Source organism: Comamonas sp. B-9 (assembly GCF_000410635.1).
Lineage (GTDB): Bacteria > Pseudomonadota > Gammaproteobacteria > Burkholderiales > Burkholderiaceae_C > Comamonas.
The window spans coordinates 17,020-40,099 of record NZ_APCR01000134.1; the positions used below are offsets into that span (position 1 = coordinate 17,020).

17 protein-coding genes and 1 pseudogene are annotated in these 23,080 nt (G+C 50.8%); 8 read left to right on the forward strand and 10 right to left on the reverse strand.

The window, feature by feature from the left end:
- Positions 1-2 precede the first annotated feature (2 nt).
- Both H928_RS34000 and H928_RS30490 read left to right on the forward strand, forming a co-directional pair.
- Positions 3-281: a transposase gene (locus H928_RS34000; protein ID WP_373604898.1), complete on the forward strand. Its 279-nt coding sequence runs from the start codon at positions 3-5 to the stop codon at positions 279-281.
- Positions 282-499: 218 nt separating this feature from the next.
- A complete protein-coding gene (locus H928_RS30490) occupies positions 500-781 on the forward strand; it encodes a hypothetical protein (RefSeq protein ID WP_084635592.1) in 282 nt (93 codons plus the stop codon).
- Between the two features lie 219 nt (positions 782-1,000).
- Here the strand turns inward: H928_RS30490 and H928_RS25640 are convergent, their stop codons facing one another.
- The 5 genes from H928_RS25640 to H928_RS0101155 all read right to left on the reverse strand — a co-directional run bounded on the left by H928_RS25640 (position 1,001) and on the right by H928_RS0101155 (position 6,910).
- Positions 1,001-3,460, reverse strand: a complete 2,460-nt coding sequence (locus H928_RS25640) for a hypothetical protein (protein WP_239644866.1) — start codon at positions 3,458-3,460, stop codon at positions 1,001-1,003.
- Between the two features lie 258 nt (positions 3,461-3,718).
- The gene (locus H928_RS25645) at positions 3,719-5,029 is read right to left on the reverse strand and encodes an MFS transporter (RefSeq protein ID WP_043338162.1); all 1,311 of its coding nucleotides are present in this window, start codon (positions 5,027-5,029) and stop codon (positions 3,719-3,721) included.
- A 46-nt stretch (positions 5,030-5,075) separates the two neighbouring features.
- On the reverse strand, positions 5,076-5,348 hold the full coding sequence (locus H928_RS0101145) for a metal-sensing transcriptional repressor (RefSeq protein WP_021024836.1): 273 nt from the start codon (positions 5,346-5,348) through the stop codon (positions 5,076-5,078).
- A 159-nt stretch (positions 5,349-5,507) separates the two neighbouring features.
- Positions 5,508-6,158, reverse strand: a complete 651-nt coding sequence (locus tag H928_RS0101150; protein WP_021024837.1) for a hypothetical protein — start codon at positions 6,156-6,158, stop codon at positions 5,508-5,510.
- 11 nt (positions 6,159-6,169) lie between these two features.
- Positions 6,170-6,910 carry a HupE/UreJ family protein gene (locus H928_RS0101155; protein WP_021024838.1) on the reverse strand — a complete coding sequence of 247 codons (741 nt, stop codon included), beginning with the start codon at positions 6,908-6,910 and terminating at the stop codon, positions 6,170-6,172.
- Positions 6,911-8,136: 1,226 nt separating this feature from the next.
- On the opposite strand from H928_RS0101155, the gene H928_RS0101165 reads away from it, so the two are divergent.
- The 6 genes from H928_RS0101165 to chrA all read left to right on the forward strand — a co-directional run bounded on the left by H928_RS0101165 (position 8,137) and on the right by chrA (position 16,652).
- Positions 8,137-9,252, forward strand: coding sequence for an efflux RND transporter periplasmic adaptor subunit (locus H928_RS0101165; protein WP_021024840.1), 1,116 nt, complete (start codon positions 8,137-8,139; stop codon positions 9,250-9,252).
- Position 9,253: 1 nt separating this feature from the next.
- On the forward strand, positions 9,254-12,391 hold the full coding sequence (locus H928_RS25650) for an efflux RND transporter permease subunit (RefSeq protein WP_021024841.1): 3,138 nt from the start codon (positions 9,254-9,256) through the stop codon (positions 12,389-12,391).
- Positions 12,384-12,686, forward strand: coding sequence for a DUF3240 family protein (locus tag H928_RS30495; protein WP_084635593.1), 303 nt, complete (start codon positions 12,384-12,386; stop codon positions 12,684-12,686). The genes H928_RS25650 and H928_RS30495 overlap by 8 nt, the downstream gene beginning before the upstream one ends.
- Positions 12,683-14,017, forward strand: a complete 1,335-nt coding sequence (locus H928_RS0101175) for a TolC family protein (RefSeq protein WP_043338164.1) — start codon at positions 12,683-12,685, stop codon at positions 14,015-14,017. Before H928_RS30495 ends, H928_RS0101175 begins: the two co-directional genes overlap by 4 nt.
- A 98-nt stretch (positions 14,018-14,115) precedes the next feature.
- Positions 14,116-15,117 carry a chromate resistance protein ChrB domain-containing protein gene (locus H928_RS30500; protein WP_084635596.1) on the forward strand — a complete coding sequence of 334 codons (1,002 nt, stop codon included), beginning with the start codon at positions 14,116-14,118 and terminating at the stop codon, positions 15,115-15,117.
- Positions 15,118-15,227: 110 nt separating this feature from the next.
- Positions 15,228-16,652 (forward strand): chromate efflux transporter, encoded by a 1,425-nt coding sequence (chrA, locus tag H928_RS0101190; RefSeq protein ID WP_027010399.1) that lies wholly within the window; start codon positions 15,228-15,230, stop codon positions 16,650-16,652.
- Between the two features lie 138 nt (positions 16,653-16,790).
- Here the strand turns inward: chrA and H928_RS31240 are convergent, their stop codons facing one another.
- From H928_RS31240 to H928_RS30510, 5 genes and pseudogenes are all read right to left on the reverse strand, one after another.
- Entirely contained in the window at positions 16,791-17,336 is a 546-nt protein-coding gene (locus H928_RS31240; protein WP_148292992.1) for a hypothetical protein, read from the reverse strand.
- Between the two features lie 23 nt (positions 17,337-17,359).
- Complete coding sequence (locus H928_RS30505) at positions 17,360-19,534, reverse strand: site-specific integrase (RefSeq protein ID WP_204366273.1); 2,175 nt, start codon at positions 19,532-19,534, stop codon at positions 17,360-17,362.
- Positions 19,535-19,558: 24 nt separating this feature from the next.
- Positions 19,559-21,586, reverse strand: coding sequence for a hypothetical protein (locus tag H928_RS31245; RefSeq protein ID WP_148292993.1), 2,028 nt, complete (start codon positions 21,584-21,586; stop codon positions 19,559-19,561).
- 4 nt (positions 21,587-21,590) lie between these two features.
- A complete protein-coding gene (locus H928_RS31250; protein WP_148292994.1) occupies positions 21,591-22,715 on the reverse strand; it encodes a site-specific integrase in 1,125 nt (374 codons plus the stop codon).
- A 293-nt stretch (positions 22,716-23,008) separates the two neighbouring features.
- Positions 23,009-23,080, reverse strand: a pseudogene (locus H928_RS30510) (ATP-binding protein); the annotation flags it as partial.

The window sequence follows — 23,080 nt, forward strand, 5'->3', positions numbered from 1 at the left end:
CAATGAAGGAGGCAGGGGTCCTCGCAGTCCTTCGAGAGGTTGAAGGAGGTTCTAAGGTGTCGGAGGTGTGCAAGCGGCACTCCATCAGTGAGACAACCTTCTATCGCTGGCGAGCTAGGTATGCGCAGGTGGATCGCGACAATCTTCCACAGATACGCAACCTCCAACTCGAGAATGAGCGGTTGAAGCGCATGTATGTAGAGCTTGCTCTAGAAAACACAGCATTGAGTGATGCTCTTGGTGTGGCGACGTGTGGCCCTACTTATACACATGCGCGTTGATTCAAGCCATGCGAAACCAATAATTGTTGCCTGCACATTGAAATGCTGAAGGCATGTGCTCATAGTACTTAGGCTAAATTCCACCTCTTAAGAGAATGGTTTTATGTAACTCAGACTGATTTTCAGAAATCAGATACGAATATCATCTTTTGCTATGCAATTAAAATTTCCGATGTGGTTATAGCAAAATCAATTATTGGGGAAACATAAGGATAATTATGTCCGCAGCACTGATCATTTCTACGCATTTAAACGTTCCGTACGGAAAAATTGTATCTGATCAAGATGTAATAAAATCAATAAAAAAAGGTTGCTTCTCGGCAGCTAGCCCAATGGCAAACGACATACTATCGGCATTGTTTATGGAAGTGTCGTTTGACCTAATTATGCGGTGTTCTAAAGAAGTCGGAGGCTCACAAGAATCATTAATCCAGCTTTATACTCAGTCGGTTGCATTAACAGGGATTCGTTTAAGCGACTGGGAGATTTTATCAAGCTAGTTAATGGAATCTCTCAGTCTAATATTTAAGACATCGCTGCTTTCCTTGGCTGGTGTGCTAGAGAAGTATTTTCATTTTACGGTTTAAGGTTAGGGTCAATGATCTGGATTTTGACGAATGATGGACTGCTTATAGTGTCTCAATTACTAAGGCTTTTCCTTGTCTGAGATTTTGCTTTCATTGAATTAAATGAGCGATTCATGAATGCTTTCCAATCTATCATCTATTCCCTTTTTTGTCTACAGCCCTTCGCACTGAATCGAAGGACCTATTTCCACTAGCACGTACTGTAGGCCAGTCAAAATAAACGGGCTTTTCGGAAAGCTCTGACCAGCACTTGAGTAGGTAAAGATCAAAAATTTCAGTCCGCCGTAAGCGCTCTGAAATATCAAATGAATCAATTCTTCTGGAGATATCTTGCCTTAAGCTCGGATCTAAAATGGGCGTATCAACGAGCATTGCATCCATGTAAGCGAAAGTCGAGGCCCAACGGTTGCAATGATAGGAGCCGATGGTGGTAACACGAAACGCAATTGGCATATCTCCAACTAGTCCTTGTAATCCTTCATCAAACGTCACTCGCTCAGTTGTTTCGATGAGTTTCTTATTTGTAAGCCTGCGTAGGGCGTGCTCAACTTGATCGACAACAAAACCAAAGCGTCCTAACTCTGCACAGATATCTTGAGTCGGAACGAACCCCTCCGTTGACTTACCAGGCGTGTCGCTGCCTAGATAGGAGACAAGTATCAGGCACAAGAAATGCTCTCTCTTATCAGGGTAACGGACGTCAAAAAGATTTAACGCCAAAGAAGATTTTGAATCGTAATGCGAGTATTCACCAAGAAGTGCCGCCTTAGTGAACTCATGAAGCGGAATGATGTATTCGCCGTCATTCTCCATTATTGTGATAATTTTGTCAGAATCTACATTCGGGCTTCCAATAATCCCCTTTATAAGTTCTAGTACCTCTCTAATATTTCCGCCGGTAATATTGCTCATAAATTCGCCAAGTTCCTTGGCATTCTTTAGCGAGTAAATTAAGGCACGAAGAAAAAGCGCGATAGAGTCTAGTCGTATAGTGATCCCATCTAAACGGTCAAGGGGTAGTCGACCTTCGGCTAGATCAAGTGAAAATTTCAACCTCTTTTCTAGAACTAAATCGACACGAGGTGGTGATATAGTCAGTATCCGTTGTGGGTATGCAGAAATCGATCCCGCATTTTTCGAGGCGAAATATGTGCGTGGACGAATAGAAACCAAAACTAACGCTTGCCATATGCTGGCAAATTCTTGGGCTGCAAGGAAGGCGCGCTGTTGATCCCTTAACTCTCGTTGATCAGCATTATCGATGGAGAGTACTACTTGCTTTTGACGCCCTTTTGACAAGTGCTGAATACATTTCTGAAGATGCAGCACACGGTTCTTTGTCAGCTCTTCTAATAGCTCGATTTGCTTTTCTATGAATTTTTCTGGTGCTGAATCTTTTAAACGCCCATAAATTCCTTTTTCGAATCGCTTTATTTCGCCGTGATAAACTCCTCGGACAAAGGTATCTTCGAAGAGGTCTACAGCATAATTATCTAGAAGCTGCCGCTCGATCTCCTCTATCAAAAATTCATGAATATCCTGTCCCAGATTCGCTTGACTGCCCAAATCAATATATATGTAAACTGCATTTTTCATTTCATCTGCAGCACGAACATATATGAGATTCCGGATGAAGGAGGTTTTTCCAACTCCTACATCACCAATTATCACTATAGGTCGTCTTCCTAATGCTTCGGCTACTACTTCTTGAGAGATGCCGAATCTGTCGCTGGCATCTCTTTTAACTCCTTTGAGCGAAGGGCTTTGTTCGGTAGGGGGGAACATAGCTGCATATCTGGCAGCCAATATATTCTTCCCGAGTAAAGCATCACGGGCGAGTGCGCCACTTTCGCAATAGCATTCCTCGAGAAATTTTTTTCGATATTCTGGGGTATTTGGGGCATCCTCAATCAACAAGTCGCTGAGCATTCGCAAGCTTTGCTGTGAGTCGCTTGGATAGCGAAAACTAGGATAGCCAGATATATAACTGGATAATTTAGCGGGGACACCACTTGGGATTATTGAAGTTAACTCTTTTAAAAGTTCTCGCCGTTGTACTGCGGAGGGAGATATAGCCTGCCAAAGGCGGGGGAAATGCTCTAATAGCGCTGTATGATCACCAAAAACTAAGCACTTACCATCAATTAATGGTACCCCATCTGTACGCACTCCAAGGAACACAATGACTTGAGACGAATTAGAAACTACTCCGATCTGGATGCCCCGTCTGCTGCAGTAGGAAATAGCCTGCTCGAAAGCAGCCTTGAATTCCTTCGATATGGATGTTAGGCTCCGTATCGACCTTACTATGCTTGCAGTGCCTTCATGTGGGATCTCAAAGCCCACCCCAGCTCGTTTTGCCTCTATTACGACTTCCGGAGGTTTCCCAAGCTCGTAGTCACTATATTCTCCTCCCTCATGTCGCTCAAGGCTCGTGACCTCCCTGCCCCAACCGAGAACTTCATGAATGAGAATATCGATAAAGTGGTGTCTTGTATCTGCTTCATTCCATGTTTTCGAGTCAACTGGCATTGAACTGATCAAGTCAATGAGCGCTGTCTCTCCAGTCGACATATCATGGGTTGGCTTCATACTTAAGTACTCCATTTGTCTTGAATGATGCCACGAAATCATAGCTATCCGTAACTTATTAGTCGACAAATGATGGCGGATGCACACCGCCCTGAGTTTAATGATGTGCTGTGAATTTAGAACATGGCATCCTCCACGCTCGAGGGACCACAACGCTGTGGATGAAGATCGACTGGTCTTGGCGGAATTGATGCCACTATCAGCAGCGTCAATCGTCTGGGACGGCTCACCCCTTGCCAACTTATACCGAACTGAGATTCAATGGCTTCTATTTGGCCAATGTGCATGAAGGTCATCAATCACGACCTCATGGGAGTGGACATGACCTCCTGCGAGGTGCGGATGGTCTCGTGGGAGGTCTGGATGTTCGTGCACGACAGACTCGCCATCTCCTTTAGGCCATACCCAAATGGCTAAGGCAACGGACACGGCAGCAAGGAACGCCAAGGCCGAAAAGCTCACGCCCATGCCGGATCTCGCGCCCAACCATCCTGCGAGTGGATAACTGATCAGCCAGCATGCATGTGAAAGGGCAAACTGTGCAGCAAAAATGGCTGGCCTGTCTGCAGCATTAGCAGAGCGCCTGAGCAGCCGGCCAGAGGGTGTCTGAACCAAAGAACCCCCAGCACCAAGGCATGCCCAGAGCACCATCAGTGTCACCTGGTGAATGCTCATCACTGGGCCCAGGAATAGACCAACTACCAAAACACCGGCGCCCACAAACATAACGCTTCGGTCTTTGAACTTCTCTAAAATTCGTGGGAGTAAAAGCGCTGTGACCATTGAGCCTGCGCCATAAGCTGCAAGCATCCACGCTACGTCCTTTGTAGTCAGTCCTAGCTTGGACTGAACCAGGACCACGGTGTTAACGATGACCATTGCGCTTGCCGACGCAATTGCTAAGTTAAGTGCGAGAAGGCCTTTGAGGCGCGGTGTTGAGAAATACAAGCGAATGCCCTTAGTTGTTCGCTCATAGACCCCACCCGCACTCTTGACCGTAATCTTTGGCACTGCCACCGATATAACTAAGAGTGCAGATGCGATAAATCCAATGGAGGTGCCAAAAAACAAACTATGGAAGCTGACGACCGAGAGCAACGCAGCTGCGAGTGCTGGGCTTATAAGGTTTTCCAAGTCATAGGCAAGTCGTGACAGCGAAAGGGCCTTGGTGTATTGAGCTTCATCAGGCAACACATCGGGTATCGTTGCTTGGAAGGTGGGTGTAAACGCGGCCGATGCAGATTGAAGAACAAAAATCAGCACATAGACCTGCCAAACCTGTGTCACAAAGGGCAGCCCAAGCGCGACCAACGCTCGGATGATATCGAGGCTGACGAGCAAGGCACGGCGAGAGATACGGTCCGTAAAGCCGGATGCAATGGGCGCAACTAGGATGTAAGCAAACATCTTTATTGCCAAAGCTGTCCCTAGGACAGCACCTGCGTTTCCACCGGCTAGATCGTAAGCCAAGAGACTGAGCGCAATGGTGGCCAATCCGGTGCCCAATAGCGCGATGACTTGCGCTGCCAATAGGTGTCGGTAGGTTCGGTTTTTTAATACATCTAGCATTGACTCACTCCCTGATGTAGTCGGCAAGTTGCACACGGCAAAGCGGCTACAGGTATCTTGTAATTTCCTTGAACTCCGCAATGCGCTCAACCCCGTCGCCATCCTCCATTGCATGTTCAAGGCAGTGGTCGATGTGGTCTTGGATAAGAACTTTTTTCGCTTGCTGAATAGCTTTTTCAACAGCAAACAGCTGTTGAGCAATGTCCACACAGGAGCGTTCGTCCTCTAGCATCTTGATGACGCTGCTCAAATGTCCATTGGCTCGCTTGAGCCGGGCGATCATCTTGGGGTGTGAATCATGTACATGTTTAGCACTCATGCTGTATCCTCCTAGGGGGGATATTACTCCTCAAACTGAGACCGTGCTCAGAGCCTCAGAATTTGCGCCAGAGATTCCACCTCAGGAGGAGCGTTAGACATCAAAAAAAGGCCGACAGTTTGCGCCCTGTCGGCCTTCAAGCATGTTTTACCAACCAGGTTACATGCGCTTGATACTGGTGTACGCGCCCTTCGTACGGAGGGTAACAGTGACAGGCTGAGACTCGCGATTGCGCCAGAACCAGCCGTGATTGCCATCAAACGCAGCGGTGATGTTGCCGTCAGCACTCGCTACGCCGCGACCTTTTTCATAGCTAATTGATTGTCCTGGCGCGTCACCATGGGTGTCGTAGTTGACGACTCCTCCCTGGGCTCTCCATTGAAAGTTTGCCAAGTCACCCTTGTTCATCTTCAACTTAATTTCAACGCCTTCGCCTGGCTTCAGAACAAACGACTTTTCATCGCGCCAATCGACGGAATTAGCGTCTTCAGCCAACTGCGCAGAAGTAGCCACAGTTGCTGATTCGGGTGGGACTGCTACCGCCGGCTGTCCATCCGGCGTCACCACTTGGGATGCTTGCGCTGCAGCGGCCCGGTCCGCCTCTGCTTCTTTTGCAAGCTCTGTCTTGATCTCCCCCATCTTTTTCAATCCAAGAACCTTGCCGATTCCAGTGGGGTCAACGGAGTACTCCGCAGGAAGCACTACCGTCACCAAGAGGACCGCCGCAACAATGGCGGCAGTGATAGTGGATTTGCGAAGCTGCTGGCTGCTCGGCAGGTCAACGGCATTGGGAGCGGAACTGTATGACATATGAGAATTCTTTAAGCGTTGGAAGTTACGAAAAGCCCTGTGAGCTGGTAGCCAAAAAGTACAAAACCAGCAGTCATCATGACCACGTTGGCTGAATACGCATGCTTCATAAAGCTGCTCGTCTTTCGCCAGTAACTCATGACAATCAGAATCGCGCCCAAGGCGAGAAGCTGGCCTAGTTCAACACCTACGTTGAACGCCAAGAGATTAGGGACCAATCCATCAGGAGAGATTTGGTACTCAAGGATCTTGGATGACAACCCAAATCCATGGAAGAAGCCAAAAATCATGGTTGCCAGCTTCGGATTTGGCTGAAATCCGAGCCATCGCTGGAAGGCTCCCATGTTGTCCAATGCCTTGTAAACGACAGACAAGCCGATGATTGCATCGATGATGTAGCTGTTGATTCCTATGTTGAAGTACACACCGAGCAGCATCGTCGAGGAGTGCCCGAAAGCAAACAGGCTGACATAGATGCCAATGTCCTTGAGGCGGTACAAGTAGAAGATGACACCAAGGAGGAAAAGAATATGGTCGTAGCCCGTGACCATGTGCTTTGCGCCCAGATAAATGAAGGGAAGAATGTTGACGCCGGATATCTCTTGGATATACCCCTTGTCACCCTCAGTCACAGCATGAGCGAAAGAGTTGGCGTGCAGCGAGAGCAAGAAAATTGAAATGAGTGTGAGTAGCACAGCGCGATAGCGCAGACTCACCCCTTCCTGGCGTGACGCCATGAATGGGAAATGCATATAAGCTCCGAAAAAAGTAAACAAGCGGCAAGCAATGCCGATGACTCAAGTTTTCGGAGAGGTTTGCGGGGGCTTTTCTATACGTGTGAGCCGTGCACCGTAAGTTCGCTCCACGTAACTTAGGTAGGTAGCTGGAGATTCCGCGACCTTGAGAGAAATGTCGCAAGGTGCGAAAGACGAAGTTTCGTGAGAATGATCCGCAGGGTTGTGAGAGGGGCTGGAGCCGTCCTGCTCTTCAGACTCATCGTGATGATGAAAGCTGTGCGCGGCGTCTTCCTGGCTCGAGGATTCGACGCGGTGCTGTTGCTCATGGAGTGCTCCATACCCATGAGACAAGAATCCACCAAAAGCATTGATTTGCATTCCCCAGAAAACAGCGAATGTCACGATGACTCGCACCATGACTTGGAAGCTGTTGAATGTGACCTGGGAGCGCTGAGACACGAGATGCTAGCCAATGATGGTTTGGGGTGAAGCGGAGACGATTCTAGCATCCCTCCAGGGAGGATGAGAGGCGGCCCTTACGGCTCAATACAAATCTGCTATTCCGTCGCCGAAAGACGACTTGCAGACCAGTCAGAACTAACGCGGACGCTCTGCAATCCCATCCCCCATGGGGGGATATAAAAATGTTGATGCTGAAGCTCAGCTGCTCTGTTCTAATAGCGGCGAAACTGACTTTCTATCCATCATTTCAGTAGCTTCAATCCAGTGAGCACAACCATGCAGTATCGACAAGCAGGCACGAGCATCAGCACGTGGCGGCGCTTCGTCCGCTGCGTTCTCATCGTGTTCTTCGCACTGGATCTCTTCAGTGCTCCACTCCATGCCCATGGCCATGACGCAGGTTGGCCCTCCGCTGACTCCCAGGCTGCTCAGGTGGCAGCCGATTCCTTAAGTGACGTGCCCAGTTTTGACCAAGATGCTCATACCTTTTCGCACTCGGTTCTGACTGTCTCTTCGTCAAAGGAAACGCAACCATTAGAAGCACATTACGTCGTTCACTGGATGACGTTGTTCGTCCTCCTCCTCGTGGCCATGCCTGGACGCGAGGAGATAGCTCCATGGGCTGAACTGGAGCCATCTCCATACCGAAGCCCTCACACCTGGCCTCCGTCAGGACGCGCTCCCCCATTTCTCGTTTAGTAGTCCGCTCACTTGGCATCTCAGTCAGGCAGGGCGTAGCTGCGTCTCATGCAGGCGCATTACAAAACGCGGGAGTATTTATGAAGTTTCAGCAAACGGCCGTTTTTGTCGCGGCTGTATTGACGTGCGCACTTTCTCTTATCGCACCTTCGGCCTATGCAGCAGATGCCGTCGCCAGTGAATTCAAAGTCACTGAAGAGCAAATGAAATCCTTGGGCGTGCAGCTCAAGGAGCTTGGAAGAGCAAGGCCGATTGCCGGGATGACTTATGCAGGAAAAGTAGTACTTCCTGCAAACGATGAGTCGATTGTGAGCACGCCTGTTTCGGGCATGGTCGACAGCATCTTGGTCACTGAACAGCAAGCGGTCAAGGCCGGTCAGCCTTTATTGCGAATTCTGAGCGCTGACTACGCGTCCATGCAGCTCAAATTGATGGAAGCTGCCGCAAAGCTTCACCTGGCCAAGCAGACATTGACACGTGAACAACAGTTGTTTGACGAAGGCATCATCGCTGAGCGCCGAGTCCAAGAAGCCCGTATCACTGAGCGCACTGAAGACGCACGAGTGCGGCAGGCCCAGGCAGAAATGCGACTGGCAGGAGCTGGAGAAAGCGCAATAAACAGAGCTGCCACAGGTGGGAAGCTCGATGATGCGCTCGTTATCGTCGCTAAGTCGGGGGGGATCGTCGTCAATGTCGACGCCAAAGGCGGGCAGCGAGTGTCAGCTTCGGACGCATTGCTGCGGCTAGCTAACCCCAAAAATCTCTGGCTGGATGTGCAGGTTCCATCTGCTAAGTTGGTGTCTAAGACTGGGGTGATCGAAGTTGTAGGCAAAAGTGCTACTGCGCAGTTCCAGTCCACTGCGGCAGCAGTCAACGAGAGCCAGATGGTCATCCTGAAGGCGAAGGTGAATCAAGGCGCAGAGAACTTGCTGCCCGGAGAAATTGTGCAAGTCCGGGTGCCCTTCGCCAGTACGGACGGATGGGCACTGCCATTGCGCGCGGTCACCCAGCAGGATGGCAAATCCTACGTATTCAAGAGGACCGCCATTGGCTTTGAAGCGACTCCCGTGCAGGTTGTCTCCAGCTCTGGTGAAACGGTTCAGGTGACCGGCACACTTACAGCTGCCGATAGCGTGGCGACGAACTCGATCATTGCTCTTAAGGCTGCCTGGTTGGGTAAAGGCGGAGGTAGTTGAGATGCTCGGCCGTCTAATACAGTTCTCACTGTCCCAAAGGCTTTTCGTTCTGCTGCTCTCCATCCTGCTTGCAGGCTTCGGATGGTATTCATTCCGTACGCTACCTATTGATGCCTTCCCCGATGTGTCCAGCACTCAGGTAAAGGTGATCATGAAGGCTCCGGGGATGACCCCTGAAGAAGTAGAAACGAGGGTAGCTGCGCCCATCGAGGTGGAAATGCTCGGGATCCCGAGGCAGCGGATGCTGCGGTCGGTTTCTAAATACGGTCTCGTGGACGTGACCGTCGACTTCGAGGATGGTACAGATGTGTACTGGGCTCGTCAGCAGGTTGCTGAGCGACTGTCCAATATCCAAGCAGACTTGCCTGCAGGCATCTCTGGCGGCATGGCTCCTATCACTACGCCGCTTGGCGAGATGTTCATGTTCACAGTGGAGTCCGAGAACATGACCCTGGAGGAGCGTAGAAGCGTCCTCGACTGGGTAATTCGCCCGGCACTGAGAACGGTGCCTGGCGTGGCTGACGTCAACGCACTGGGAGGCAAAGTTCGTAGCTACGAAGTGGTGCCGGACCTTGGAAAGCTGGCCTTGCTCGGTCTCTCCAATGAATCGCTCAAATCCGCTATCGAGGCCAACAACCGCAATGACGGTGCAGGCCGCCTTGGAGATGGTGACGAAGTTCTGCTCGTTCGCAGCGAAGGCAGCATCAAGAACGCCGATGACCTGCGCTCCATCGTTGTCGGCGTGAAGGATGGCAACGCTATTCGCGTGGACGATGTGGCTGATGTCCGCGAAGGCAGTGTGACCCGCTACGGCGTTGTGACCAAGGATGGGCTTGATGAGGCCGTAGAAGGCATCGTTCTGGGTTTGGCGGGTGCCAATGCCCGACAGGTTGTTGAGGGAGTGACAAAGAAGCTGGATGAGCTGCAACCCACCTTGCCAGCAGGCGTCACCATCAAAACCTTCTACAACCGCGCTGAGCTGGTCAGCAAGGCCGTCTCTACCGTGTCCAAGGCATTGCTGGAGGCAACTGTCCTCGTGCTGATTCTCCTGGGTGCCTTTCTCGGAAACCTGAGAGCAGCTATTGCAGTTGCCGTAGTGCTGCCACTGGCGGCGCTGACCACCTTCATTGCCATGAAATTGACCGGGATGTCCGCCAACCTCATGAGCCTAGGCGGTTTGGCGATTGCACTAGGCATGCTGGTGGATGCGGCGGTTGTGGTGGTCGAAAACGTGGTCCAGCACCTGGGCCATGACAAGAACGGTCGCAAGATTCCACGCTTGCACGTCGTGCTCAAGGCGGTCAAGGAAGTGGCTTCCCCTGTCACCGCTGGTGTGCTAATTATCGTGACCGTGTTTCTGCCTCTGCTGACGCTGCAAGGTCTCGAGGGCAAGTTCTTCATCCCCGTTGCGATGACCATCGTCTTCGCCCTCGCTGGGTCACTGGTGCTGTCCCTGACGGTCATTCCCGTCTTTTCCTCCTACCTGCTCAAGACGGTCTCGCACGAAGACCCATGGTTGGTTCGCAAGATAATCGCCATCTACGAACCCATTCTTCGGAGTGCTATGCGCAAGCAAAGCGTTGTCTTTGTCTGTGCTGGATTGCTGCTAGCTGTCGCTGCAGTGCTGTACACGCAGGTCGGTAAAACCTTTTTGCCGACCATGGATGAAGGCGACATCATTGTTGGCATCGAGAAGCTGCCTTCCGTGAGCCTGGAGCAGACCGCCGAGCTCGACAAGAAAATCCACCAAGCCTTAATGAAGAATATTCCCGAGGTTGTAGGGGTTGTCGCTCGCGCAGGTTCGGATGAAATTGGCCTGGACCCCATGGGTCTGAACCAAACAGACACCTTCCTGATACTGAAGCCTAGGGACCAGTGGTCGTTCTCCAACAAAGAGCAGCTCATCGAAAAGATTCGCTCGGTGCTCGACCAGATGCCAGGCATCAGCTACAGCTTCACCCAGCCCATTGACATGCGCGTCTCCGAAATGATTATCGGAGTCCGTGGGGACTTGGCCATCAAGGTCTTCGGCCCTGACTTGCAGAAGCTCAACGAGCTGGCTTCGGAAATTGAAGCTGTGATGAAGAAGGTTCCGGGTAACCAGGACGTTTACACGGTGGAGAACGATGGTGTGCAGTACCTTCGTGTTTCCGTCGACAGGCTGGCTGCGGGTCGCATTGGATTGTCTGTTGAGGCCGTGCAAGATGCACTGCGTGCTCAGATTGAGGGGCAACGTGTCGGCACCGTGATTGAAGGAGCAAAGCGCGTTCCCATCGTGTTGCGCGGACCTGACAAGATGCGCCTCTCCCCTGCTGAATTCGCATCACTGCGCATCTCTACGCCCAATGGCCAGAGCGTGCCTCTGCAATCCATCGCGACTCTTGAGCGGGATACCGGTCCTGTGAAGATTGACCGAGAAATGGGGGCTCGCTACAGCGTGGTTATTGCCAACGTGAGCGGTCGTGACTTGGTTGGCTTTGTGAACGATGCCAAGGCCAAGGTGATGGATGCTGTTGAGCTCCCTACGGGGTACCGAATCACCTGGGGTGGACAGTTTGAAAACCAGCAACGCGCTGCTGCTCGTCTGACTTTGGTTGTCCCCATCTCGATTGCGCTCATCTTCGCGATTCTGTTCAGCACCTTCGGCTCGATACGGCAAGCCATCCTTGTGCTCTCCAACATCCCCTTTGCGTTGGTTGGCGGTATTGCTGCGCTCTGGGTAACTGGCGAGTACCTCTCGGTGCCCGCATCGGTGGGCTTTATCGCGTTGCTCGGCATTGCGGTATTGAACGGTGTGGTGCTGGTGAGCTATTTCAACCAGCTCAAAGCCAGCGGTCTTCCTTTGGTTGAGTGCGTGACCTTAGGCGCTCGACGTCGCCTAAGGCCTGTATTGATGACAGCCTCGATCACAGCATTTGGCCTGATACCCCTACTGTTTGCCACTGGCCCTGGTTCCGAGATTCAACGTCCGCTGGCCATTGTGGTCATTGGTGGACTTATCACGGCAACCGCACTCACGCTGATTCTCCTGCCCATTCTTTACCTGAGGTTCGGGCATGCAGGACGTGAGCAAGACAAGGCCAAAGGTAATAAGACCGGTAACAACGCCGACCTAAACGAGGAGCCAAGCAATGCTTAACGTAGTCCTCACCGTTTTAGTCACTTCTCATTCTGAAGAGGCCACCATTGATGTCCTGATGGACCAAGAGCTGGAGCGTGGATTTTCCACCAGCCCCGCATACCTGCACGGCAGTGATGTTGACTCACTGACACCCGAGGAATTGGTTCTAGGAAAACAGGAAGCAATTCGCTTTGACGTAGTGCTTCCATACGAGAAATTGCAGCCGGTACTGAGCGCGCTGAGAGCGCATCTTGCCCGAAGCGGTGCACGCTTTTGGGTAACGCCGGCACAGGAACAGGGAGAGTTCTTATGAGCGCCAGATGTAGCTACCGACTGCTCACCGGAGCAGTGCTATTGGCAATGGCTGCTACCAGTTCTGCCAATGACCATCAGTTGACGTTGGAGCAAGTGCAACGAAAAGACGGCTTGGAACTTGGTGCATCACCAGCGCAGGCAACTATGACTGTTCCTCTGAGTGGCATCCCCAACGCAGAACAGGCAGAGCGCTGGCTTGACCAAATGCCCGTGGTTCGCCAGGCGCAAGAAGCGATTCAGGCGTCTCGGCATAGTGGAGCCGCTATTGCGGCGTCTCCTCATGAGTGGACGGTGACCGCACAAGGCCAAAGACGGAACTACCGTGATGCCGCAGAGCGTAGAAGCAACGAGTGGAATCTCCAGCTAGAGCGCCCATTTCGCATCAACGGCAAAGCTGGGCTGGACTCCAAGCTAGGAAGCATAGAGTCCGAGATTGCGCTTGCAAAATATGGAGAAAGTCGGCACGAGGCCGCTCTTGTTCTGGCAGGCGCGTGGACCGATACGTTAGTGGCGCAAGGGAACCTGAAGGTCATGCGAGAGCAACTGGCCTTTTCCGAATCCATGCACGCCGCCGTCTCCAAGCGCAAACGTGCAGGAGATGCCTCTCAGATGGAACTCAATTTGGCAGAAGCTGACGTTGTAGACATGCAGCGCCAAGTTAACTTGGCTGAGCTGACTCTTCGGAAAGCGGAGGCCACATTGAAGTCCCAGTTCCCAGAAGCGCAACCCAACCTCGACCTAGTGAAGCAAGACGGCATTCCCTCTTGGACTGAGCCAGCATGGCGCACCAGGGCCATCTCGGAGTCCGATGAACTAAAGCTGGCACAAGCAGAACTGACGAAGGCAAAGCTCACCGCTGACCGGGTGCAAGCAGACCGGGTGCCTGACCCAACCTTTGGCGTCTACACAGGATCTGAGGCTCGAAGAAGCGAGCGCGTTTATGGTGTGACCATGTCCATTCCACTTTCTGGCACCTATCGAGAGCAGAAAATGCTCCAGGCGTTAAAGGAAGTTGACGTTGCTCAGGCTGAGTTCGATAAGCGGAATCAACAATTGCAAATCAAACTGACCCAACGTTGGTTGGACGGTTCAGGGGCCAGGTCGCGCTCTGCCATCATCACAAAGAATGCGTCACTGGCGACAGAAAATGCGCGCATGATGCAAAGGGCTTACACGCTTGGAGAAGTAGATTTTCAGGCCTCTTTACTCGCGAAAAAGCAAGCCCTTGATGCAAGCCGTCAGGCGTTGGAAACCCGCATGGATGTGTTCCGCAGCACACTGGAGCAAGCGATTGATGCCCATTGGATATGGGGGCTAGACCAAGACTAAGTTGGTCTGATTGGGCAGAAACAGAAACAACAACCACAATAAATTGTAGATATCTCTACATACTTGCAGAAGTCATGACGGCAAACTATTCTGCGGTCATGACTCTCAATTCCAACTCTTGGCTGGCCTTGATCGTAAGCCTGCCATCAGCAAGCGCCACACCGCGCATGCGGATATGGCGTGCAGTAAAGGCTCTGGGTTGCGTAGCTCTACGCGACGGTGCCTATCTCCTTCCTGCGCAAGCCGAACAGGCAACTCAGTTGCAGGCACTGGCCGATGAAGCTCTCCAGGAGGGCGGGCAAGCTTGGCTGCTCAGAGTTCAGGCACATGACATGGGCGAGCAAGCAGCATTCATAAGTCTCTTTGACCGGACAGCTGACTATTTGCCATGGTTGGACGAGCTTGGCCTGGGGCGTCAGACTCTCTCCAATCTGAGCTCTGCGGAGCTTCAGCGCCTGCAGCGCCGACAGGCGCGTGCATATGACGTCATTCGCAAAATCGACTTTTTCCCTGGTGAAACCTCCATACGAGCCGAAGCGCAATGGAGAGAATTCTCCAATGCAATTGAAGTCATTCAATCACCCGGGGAGCCACAGGCTAAAACCGGGAACATCGCTCGCAGAGATCGCACGCAGTACCAAGGCCGCCTTTGGGCTACCCGCAAAAACCTGTGGGTAGATCGTGTCGCAAGTGCTTGGTTGATTCAGCGATTCATCGATCCCCATGCACGTTTTCTTTGGCTTGATACGCCAGCTGACTGTCCGAAAGATGCCCTTGGCTTCGACTTTGACGGCGCAACCTTTTCACATGTCGGTGAACGAGTGACTTTTGAAGTATTGCTAGCCAGTTTTGGACTAGCGCACGACCACGGCCTTGTGCGCCTTGCTGCGATGGTTCACGCGCTGGATGTGGGTGAATCTGCTATCCCTGAGGGAGCCGGATTCGAGGCGGTGTTGGCCGGTGCTCGTAAACGGCAACCAGACGACGACTCACTGCTGAATGAAATCGGAGCAATGCTCGATTCATTGCACACTTATTTCAGCGCTAAAAAAGATGCCGATAGAGCGCCACAGCTGCGACGTATGCCCAAGCGTTCATAAACGGCATTCGCAGGGCTCATGTGGCCAGAGCGCTTTCCGTGGCGCAGTGATAAACAGTCGCATCCAAAGTTATGCGACACCATGAATTCGGCTAAGCACAGGTGAAGAAGATGACTACACACACAACTGCATCACCGCCCGTCAAGGACGTTCCTTCGACAGTCCCCGCGCACGAACGCCATGGCGTATCGAGCCGGGAAGCGTTTTGGGTTTGGGTGCGGATCGCCGCTCTCAGCTTTGGTGGCCCTGCAGGGCAGATCGCAGTCATGCACCGAATCCTCGTGGAGGAAAAACGTTGGATCAGCGAAACCCGCTTCTTGCATGCGTTGAACTACTGCACGCTGGTGCCAGGTCCAGAAGCGCACAAGTTGGCTGTGTACATTGGTTGGCTGTTGCATCGAACGCGGGGAGGACTGACTGCAGGATTGTTATTTATTTTCCCTGGCTTGATTTCTCTGGGTGTTCTGAGCTGGATTTTTGCTACCTACGGCAACGTCGGATATGTGCAGGCACTTTTCTTTGGCTTACAAGCCGCTGTGTTGGCAGTAGTGTTGGAAGCTGTTATACGAGTGGGGCGGCGAGCTCTCAAGACCCACTTAATGGTGCTGATGGCGGCCCTGTCATTCATCGCCATCTTCTTTTTCGCAGTGCCATTTCCGGCCATCATCATCTGCGCAGCGTTGATTGGACTGATTGGCAATGCGACAGGGAAGATTTCTGCAAGGTCAGCTGGACATGGCTCTGCAGAATCGGACGATGGCCCCCTGCCAGCCATCGATGCAGCGTTTGCAGTAGAAGTTCCTGAGCACGTCAGACCTTCACACTCTCGAGCCTTGAAAGTCACTTTGATTGGCGGACTGTTGTGGCTTTCTCCATTGATCATTTTGATGGCTACGATGGGGCCTGGCAACGTCTTTGCGAACATTGCTGCCTTTTTCAGCAAGTTGTCTGTGCTGACGTTCGGGGGAGCCTATGCCATCCTGACTTACGTTGCACAACAGGCAGTGGACCACTACCACTGGCTTGCACCTGGCGAGATGCTTTCTGGTCTGGGTATGGCGGAAACCACTCCTGGACCGCTCATCAGCGTTGTGCAGTTTGTAGGGTTCATGGCGGCGTTTCGCCATCCCGGCACCCTGGACCCGGCTTTGGCAGGCACCTTGGGCGGCTTTCTTGCAAAGTGGGTCACCTTTGCCCCGTCGTTCCTCTTCATCTTTATTGGAGCCCCCTATATCGAGGCTTTACGCAACAACCGTGCACTCAATACTGTGCTTTCGATGATCATGGCTGCAGTCGTCGGCGTTATATTGAATTTGGCCATTTGGTTTGCCATTCATACGCTGTTTGCTCAAGTTGATGTGCGGCATATGTTTGGCATGACGTTGCAGATTCCAGTGTTTTCTAGCCTTAATCCCTGGGCATTGATGCTTTCGAGCGCTGCCGTGATTGCACTTTTCCGTTTCAAGCTAAGCATGATTATAACGCTGGCGGGTTGCTGCATTGCAGGGATTGTTATTCACATGTTGAGTGCGTGAATTTCGCTACTCCGAAGCCTACTGAGTAGTGCCAAATCATAATAATACTGACAATTAAATAGCCAAGACATCGAAGCAGTAGCATTTCTTAAATCAAATAGTTTTCGCAGATCCCAGAGGTGAATTAAATATGAATTTTTAGGTGTTTGAGCGTAGAGGAACTACGCTTGAACCAATTTTATTGAGTTGCACTAACAATTCATCGCGTTCCTTTTTTGTCACCGCAAGTATCTCTCGGAGCTGATTTAATTCAGCTTCAACCTGCTGCAGTTCTAGCTCCGTATCTCGATGCGATTGAGCTAGCCTGTTGAAGAGCTCTTTCCAGTCCGAGACGCGTTCCGCGAGAGAGCGTTTCGCTGAATGTACTGAAACAGGATGGCGGTTTTTCAGTGAATTGACCCAGTCACGAACAGTCTCTGCTAGGGTTGTGTAACTATCGCTGAATAGTGTTGTGGGATGTATGTCAGCACGGCGTGCGATTTCGGCTCCGGAAACCCTCCCCTTTCTGTATGGATAGATACCGTCATTTTCTAGAATTTCCTGCTCAATCATCGCAATAGTGGCGAGCACACGACTGTGAATGTCGGCGGTGCGCTGCTTACCACGTTCTAATGCCTTGGCTCGGATACGATCACGTGTTGCATCTGACCGCTTATTTTGTTTGTCTGTGTTTTCTGTTTTCATTCAGCCTCTGTTGAGTCAAATTCTTAGGAGGCAGCTACCAGGCGCTGAACCTGGGGATTGCGCATCCACTTTTCTCGAATATCTTCGAATCTACCAATGTGTGCACGAATCTGACCTGCCCACATTGCCTGCATCAATTCATCGTTTGATTTCAAGGCCGCTTCATACTCGTGAATGCACGAGGCTAAAGCTGCGTCAATATCGTCACGCAGAAATCTCTCTTCCAGTCGATGACTACAGTTTGTTTGGCAACGTGATGGTTCAGGCCGCCCCTTGCTCTTGTTACAGGGGCCTGATTCGGAACCAGGAAACTTTGTGCATATCACTCCTTGGCGCACGACCTCCCAAGATTTCCCTTGCAAGGTAAGAATTTCAGCAAGTTCCCGAACACTCCGTGCAGCCCATTGCTCTCCTCGCTGATGAACTCTTTCCCGATGAAGCTGGACAGCGCTATGGACCATCAATGCAGCAGGTCCCCCAAATCCACCAAAATTCACACTGGTGTCAGTTGAGTCCTCCGCCTCTACCAGAGATTCAACGGTTTCAACTGCACGCAAAATGCGCAGCTCTCTTCCGACTTGCTCGATTTCAGCATGCAGAGTTTTATCGGTGAGAATGTAATGTAAAGTCATCTCGATAGTCTTATGTCCGAAAACACTCATTAAGACTTTAGGCGCCTGAGTGAGTGCTAGTGCAGTTAGGCGCGCGACCGTTTTTCGGAGACGGTGAGGACGGATCCACTGGCCGCTTGGACGCTCGTCCATCCCCAGTGCTCGTGCGTAGCCACGCAGCGCTCGATCGAGATGCAAAAGAGGTAATCCTCGGCTGTGGTTTCCGGATTTAGAGATCTGCGCCCAGAGATGAACTGGATTTGCAATGCGAGGTGATCGGCTTGAACTTGGTCTTTGTGGCTCGATGGACTCAATTAGCTGTACAAGTCGGCACTGCTGCTCGATAGCTTTTACGGCCAAATCAGGTAAGACCCAGTCACGAAGTTCCCCATCATGTCGCTGAACAAGCTTGAAGGTTCGACCTGATGCATAGGAAAGGCCGTCTCTCGCGAGCACTAAACAGTCTCGCTGGAGGTTAATTGTTTCACTCTTGCGTGCGCCTGTAGACATGCACACGATGAACAGATGTGCCAGTTGAACGTTTGACAAAAGCCCGAGAAACTCTGCAAACTGTCTTGGTGGCCAGGAAACACATGACAGGAGTTTCTTACCTTTCTGACCGTGTTTGGAAAGGTGAATGTCAAACGGAGGTTTTGAGATGGGCAATCCGTTTGCATCGCGCCAGTCCCATCCCTCAAATAGTTTCACTATCTTCTGCCGCCTGGCTTGTTCAACGGCGGACGGTTTCTTCTCACTTTCGGTGCTTGCCCATATGGAATTAATTTCTTGGGCCAGAAGAAAGAGGTTTGGTGCAAGTGATTCAATTAACCATATACTACGCTGACCCATTGTGGATACATATTCGTCGGGAAGCGGCAAATGCGGCTCTCGTATCGATTGACTGCTCGGTTCTACTGCATCGCCTGAGACAGGCGTAGTTTGCTGAATGTTTGTAATAATGTTAGGAAGGTCTTTCCAACATCCTCGGTGTTCAAGCACCATCATACGGCGAACCTCAGTAAGAACCAACCTTTTGATGCTGGAATTCAGACAGCCCAAGTCCTCGTGTTTTACTATCTCCAGAAAACTCGCTGATTTTTTGAGTTGCTTTTCGGACTGAAGCCACATTGCGATTGCAATGCCAAATAAGCTTGGGGCCACAAAATATGCGATCTCAGCAATCGATCGAGGATCAAGCGAAGCGCCGTCTCGTTTCATTCCTATCGCTGCGGGGCCCATTCGGAGCACTACCAAGTATCGTACTAGTGTCAGTACTGCTTGGTTAAGGATATGCAGATTTTCAGGCTGTAACACCGCATTTCGCACGCTTTCATTCGGAAGTTGGCGCAGTATTCGGGATCGAAGATCTATGTCAAGCTTAGCGGGAACTGCAGTGGTAAACCAGCGGCGTGGTGTCTGCCACCGTCCGAAACAAGTGCCGTGTTGGAGTACTGCTTGTATTCCAACCAATTCAGAAGTGGAAGCGAATGGGATTTGTCCGACCTCTGTGAGCAAAAGTGCTTTCAAGCGAGTTGATTCCAACTCATCGTAAGAGCTAATTTGTGTCGTCGCAGGTTGATTGCTCAAAGTGCTATTGATTAGATTCATTTATCAGCCGTAAACTTGCCCGTTAAGATCTATTACAGAGTGGAGTTTATTTTTGATGCTATTTTCCCATTTGCTGACTTGCTCTGCGACCAAACTAGGATCAAAAATGCGGAGTGCCAGTTCTGTGTTCTCCATTTCCTCCGAAAATGAAGACTGATAGAAGGAAATTGTTGACATCTCACTGCGAATTTCCCGCAGTTCAGCTAGGCGCTTCGTTAGTCCAAACATACTGTCGGGGAAAATAACTGCATTTTCCGGACAAAGCATGCAGCGGTGGACATGGCACATGGCCTTCCCATCTACTCGAAAACCGGGGGCGATATGTGATGGCGGATTTGTTGGATCCTTGCAGCCAATCCCAATTCTGCTCCTGCGCAAACTACGATATGAGGCTAGCCGCTCGCGCTGTTCCGAACTAATGTTTCCATCTCGTGCCCACTTTGCAATGAGAGTAGGATCCAAGCACTGTTGATCTCTAATTTCTGTCCAAAGAGCGTTGCTGAAGTTACGATACAACTGAACGGTTTTCTCATTAATAAGTGTGTTGTCAAGGTATATATTTGTGCTTCTCAGGCGTTTGTGTCCCAACGCCTTCATAACATATAAAATCATTCCCCCGCTCAAATTATAGGCATAGGCTGCAAATGCATCTCGAAAGTCACTAGGTTTTAGCGTTGAAACCTGCCTGTCTGCTGGTTGATGAATATTTATTCGAGCGATGACGCTATCCAAGTAAGTCTTTGTTCCTGTTGCTAGAGATAAATGTGAGTATGTGGTTTCGTGAGGATCTAGCCAAGAGATATTTTTATTTGTGGCTACAACATATAACCAGAGTGATGATGCTCCATCGCGAAGGCGAGCAACAACCTTGCGCTGCGCATTCAATTTATCAGAGGTAGCCCCGGTCTCAACCAGTGTCTGAAGTTTGAGTTCTTGCTCAGCGAGTTCGAGGCGCAGTTTTGAACGTAGAGGTTCCGTGCGTTTTTGCAAGGTTTGAAGAATAACTCCTGCAGAGCTTTGCGTTTTAAATAAACCCTCACTGATTTGATACGTCTTGCCGCGTGCCTTATATCCATGTAGAAGGTAGCGAGTAGGGTCCTTTGGATGAGGTTCAAGAAATGCGGAATTAACATCAAGTGATAGAAATACTGCTGGATTCCATCCAGTGGAAGCAAGGCAAAGGTGAAATGCAGTACGTATATCCTCTGCGTCAGGATATCGCCCTTTCAGCATATCTACAGTACTGAGACCTTCGCGATTGAACGAGGTTTTGGACATGCCAGCTCTAATATCATTACCCCAAGGTCTTGGTTCACCTGTCCTTGTTACCACCTCCTCAAAGAAATGATAGTTCCTCAGTAGCTTACGTTCTTCTTTGGTTCTTGGATCTCGTCCAGCAAGAAGTTCGTCGGCTGTTTGCCAGCGATCAAGCGTAGCAAACCAAGCATGCTTTAATGCTATGCGAATTTTTTTTATTTGCCACTCTGGCGGAAGGCGTCTTTCTTGTGTATTTTTAGCAGGCCGTCGCCAATGAAGTGAACGTAATCCTTGTGTATTACGGATAATATTGATTATTGAGTGGACAATTGCAAATGAACTGTAGGACATGTTCTGATCCAAAGCTCGGCGTCTGTGCACTTCTCCGATATCGCTAACTCTCCGCACGATATGGGTTGCGGTTTCCGATGCTGCCCTTTCAATCTCATCGAAAAGTCGCCACCACGAGCGCAATGCTTGGTGATGATGGGCTATACCCCGTGGGGCTGAATATTCACATAATGCTTGAATTGCAGGTAGCATCTCCATAATAAGCTCTAGTCTTCCTGAAAAGGAGCGGCCGCGCGTAGCTAATGCATTTAGGTTCCCTGTAGCATAGATTGTGAGGTCTACTAGAAATGGATTTTTATGTCTAGTCCAAAACTTTAGTCGGTCATCTGACTCAGAGGAAAGGTCCAACCCAGGTGGGGGAACGGCGGACAGAACTGGAGCAAGTTCCTTGAGATGGTCTTTTTTGTAACGACGGATATTCAATTTATTACGCCTCGTCTAGCGTTTGTTCATAGAGGGTGGGGAGGTTGGCTCCCAACATGTCAGATACCCATTGAAGATATACCAGTGTGGTTGTGTCATGAGCATGGCCAAGTTGAGGCTGGATTTGGAGCCTGATAATGCTCATGGCTGTTGACTCCATCAGTGCTGAGCTGACGCCCGCTCCGAGTGAAACTAGGTGCTCGTGCTTTTTAAGTTCAATCCACAATATTGAGCATGCCCACCAGTCTCTGCCAAGGTGTGGAGACCATCCCTCGAATGGTAGTTCGACACTGGTCCAAGCGTTATAGAGGGCGCGCGAGTTGAGTCGCGTCCCTTTAGCATCGTCAAGAAAAAGATGCACAGAATCGGTGATGCGTCTACGCTTATCAGAAAGGCTTTTCGCCGCACCGACGAAGTGTCGCAGCGCCTTTGGACGCTCACGTTCACGATAGGTATGAATGCGTTCGGCGAGGTCCAAGGGTATCCAGATGCTTCGCCTTGGCCCTATCTTGTCCCCGTGGTCTATTCCGTAGTTCGGCCCTTTTGTACCGAACTGTATTTCTATTAGAACGCGTTGCTCTACGCGCGGTGCATTCGGTTTACTAAGATGCCAGTCTTTTGGATTCTCAGGCAATGTATCTGTCCGCCAACAAGCCACTTCTTCTCTTCGCATGGCAGTTTGAAGCACCGTCTCGCACATGAGTCTCTTAGTTTCTCCACATTTAGTTTGAACTCTTTTAAGCCACGCACGTAGTTGCTCATCAGTGGGCATCCGTAGGCGATGCTTATTCTTTCTCACCTTTCCCCGACGGGCGAATACTTGCTTTGTTGGAGATGAACTTGAGTTAGTTGCACTGCCCGTTTTAATACTACATATCTCACTTGGGATGTCGAAGGGAGGACGATGTCCTTTGTCAGCGAGCCAAGTGATGTAGTCGCATGCTTGCTGCACACGCAAATTGATAGTTGTTGGGCTCAAGGGCCTTCCGTCGCGGGACCATGATCCTTGAAGCATTTCACCTTGGTAGCGCCCATGAATGTGTGGGCCGTATTCGCAAGTGAAGGTGTCGATACCTCTAAGCTCAGCCCACTCCAAAAAGTTTGAAAGCCAATGTGCATAGTTGCGCATGGTCTGCTCGGTTGGAGCTAGCTTGGGCTGCCGTCCTCGAGATATCGGATCCCATATCCCAAGACCTCTGTCAATGAGGTACCTGCTGCCCAGCTTGTGATAGCCAGGGCGCCCATCCAAGATGCAAGGCAGCCTAGCAACTTTGCCAAATCCAGCAGCAGTCGTTACATCCGGATCGCTGTAGAACACTGAGAATGCCATCTAATAAAATTTTATGTGGGTATATAAATTCGACAAATCAATGCAGCTGCACTTTGTAGCTACATCTATATTTTCTACTCATTGGCTATAACCAAAAACAGCACGCCGCAATGGGCCAGCGATATCGCGCCGGGCCGGGGCGGGCTGCCGCCGCCCACCAGGGC

What these genes read in the sequence shown, in the direction of transcription:
- H928_RS34000 (WP_373604898.1), top strand. Translation starts at nt 3, where the DNA reads ATGAAGGAGGCAGGGGTCCTCGCAGTCCTTCGAGAGGTTGAAGGAGGT.
- H928_RS30490 (WP_084635592.1), top strand. Translation starts at nt 500, where the DNA reads ATGTCCGCAGCACTGATCATTTCTACGCATTTAAACGTTCCGTACGGA.
- H928_RS25640 (WP_239644866.1), bottom strand. Translation starts at nt 3,460, where the DNA reads ATGAAGCCAACCCATGATATGTCGACTGGAGAGACAGCGCTCATTGAC.
- H928_RS25645 (WP_043338162.1), bottom strand. Translation starts at nt 5,029, where the DNA reads ATGCTAGATGTATTAAAAAACCGAACCTACCGACACCTATTGGCAGCG.
- H928_RS0101145 (WP_021024836.1), bottom strand. Translation starts at nt 5,348, where the DNA reads ATGAGTGCTAAACATGTACATGATTCACACCCCAAGATGATCGCCCGG.
- H928_RS0101150 (WP_021024837.1), bottom strand. Translation starts at nt 6,158, where the DNA reads ATGTCATACAGTTCCGCTCCCAATGCCGTTGACCTGCCGAGCAGCCAG.
- H928_RS0101155 (WP_021024838.1), bottom strand. Translation starts at nt 6,910, where the DNA reads ATGCATTTCCCATTCATGGCGTCACGCCAGGAAGGGGTGAGTCTGCGC.
- H928_RS0101165 (WP_021024840.1), top strand. Translation starts at nt 8,137, where the DNA reads ATGAAGTTTCAGCAAACGGCCGTTTTTGTCGCGGCTGTATTGACGTGC.
- H928_RS25650 (WP_021024841.1), top strand. Translation starts at nt 9,254, where the DNA reads ATGCTCGGCCGTCTAATACAGTTCTCACTGTCCCAAAGGCTTTTCGTT.
- H928_RS30495 (WP_084635593.1), top strand. Translation starts at nt 12,384, where the DNA reads ATGCTTAACGTAGTCCTCACCGTTTTAGTCACTTCTCATTCTGAAGAG.
- H928_RS0101175 (WP_043338164.1), top strand. Translation starts at nt 12,683, where the DNA reads ATGAGCGCCAGATGTAGCTACCGACTGCTCACCGGAGCAGTGCTATTG.
- H928_RS30500 (WP_084635596.1), top strand. Translation starts at nt 14,116, where the DNA reads ATGACTCTCAATTCCAACTCTTGGCTGGCCTTGATCGTAAGCCTGCCA.
- chrA (WP_027010399.1), top strand. Translation starts at nt 15,228, where the DNA reads ATGACTACACACACAACTGCATCACCGCCCGTCAAGGACGTTCCTTCG.
- H928_RS31240 (WP_148292992.1), bottom strand. Translation starts at nt 17,336, where the DNA reads ATGAAAACAGAAAACACAGACAAACAAAATAAGCGGTCAGATGCAACA.
- H928_RS31250 (WP_148292994.1), bottom strand. Translation starts at nt 22,715, where the DNA reads ATGCGCAACTATGCACATTGGCTTTCAAACTTTTTGGAGTGGGCTGAG.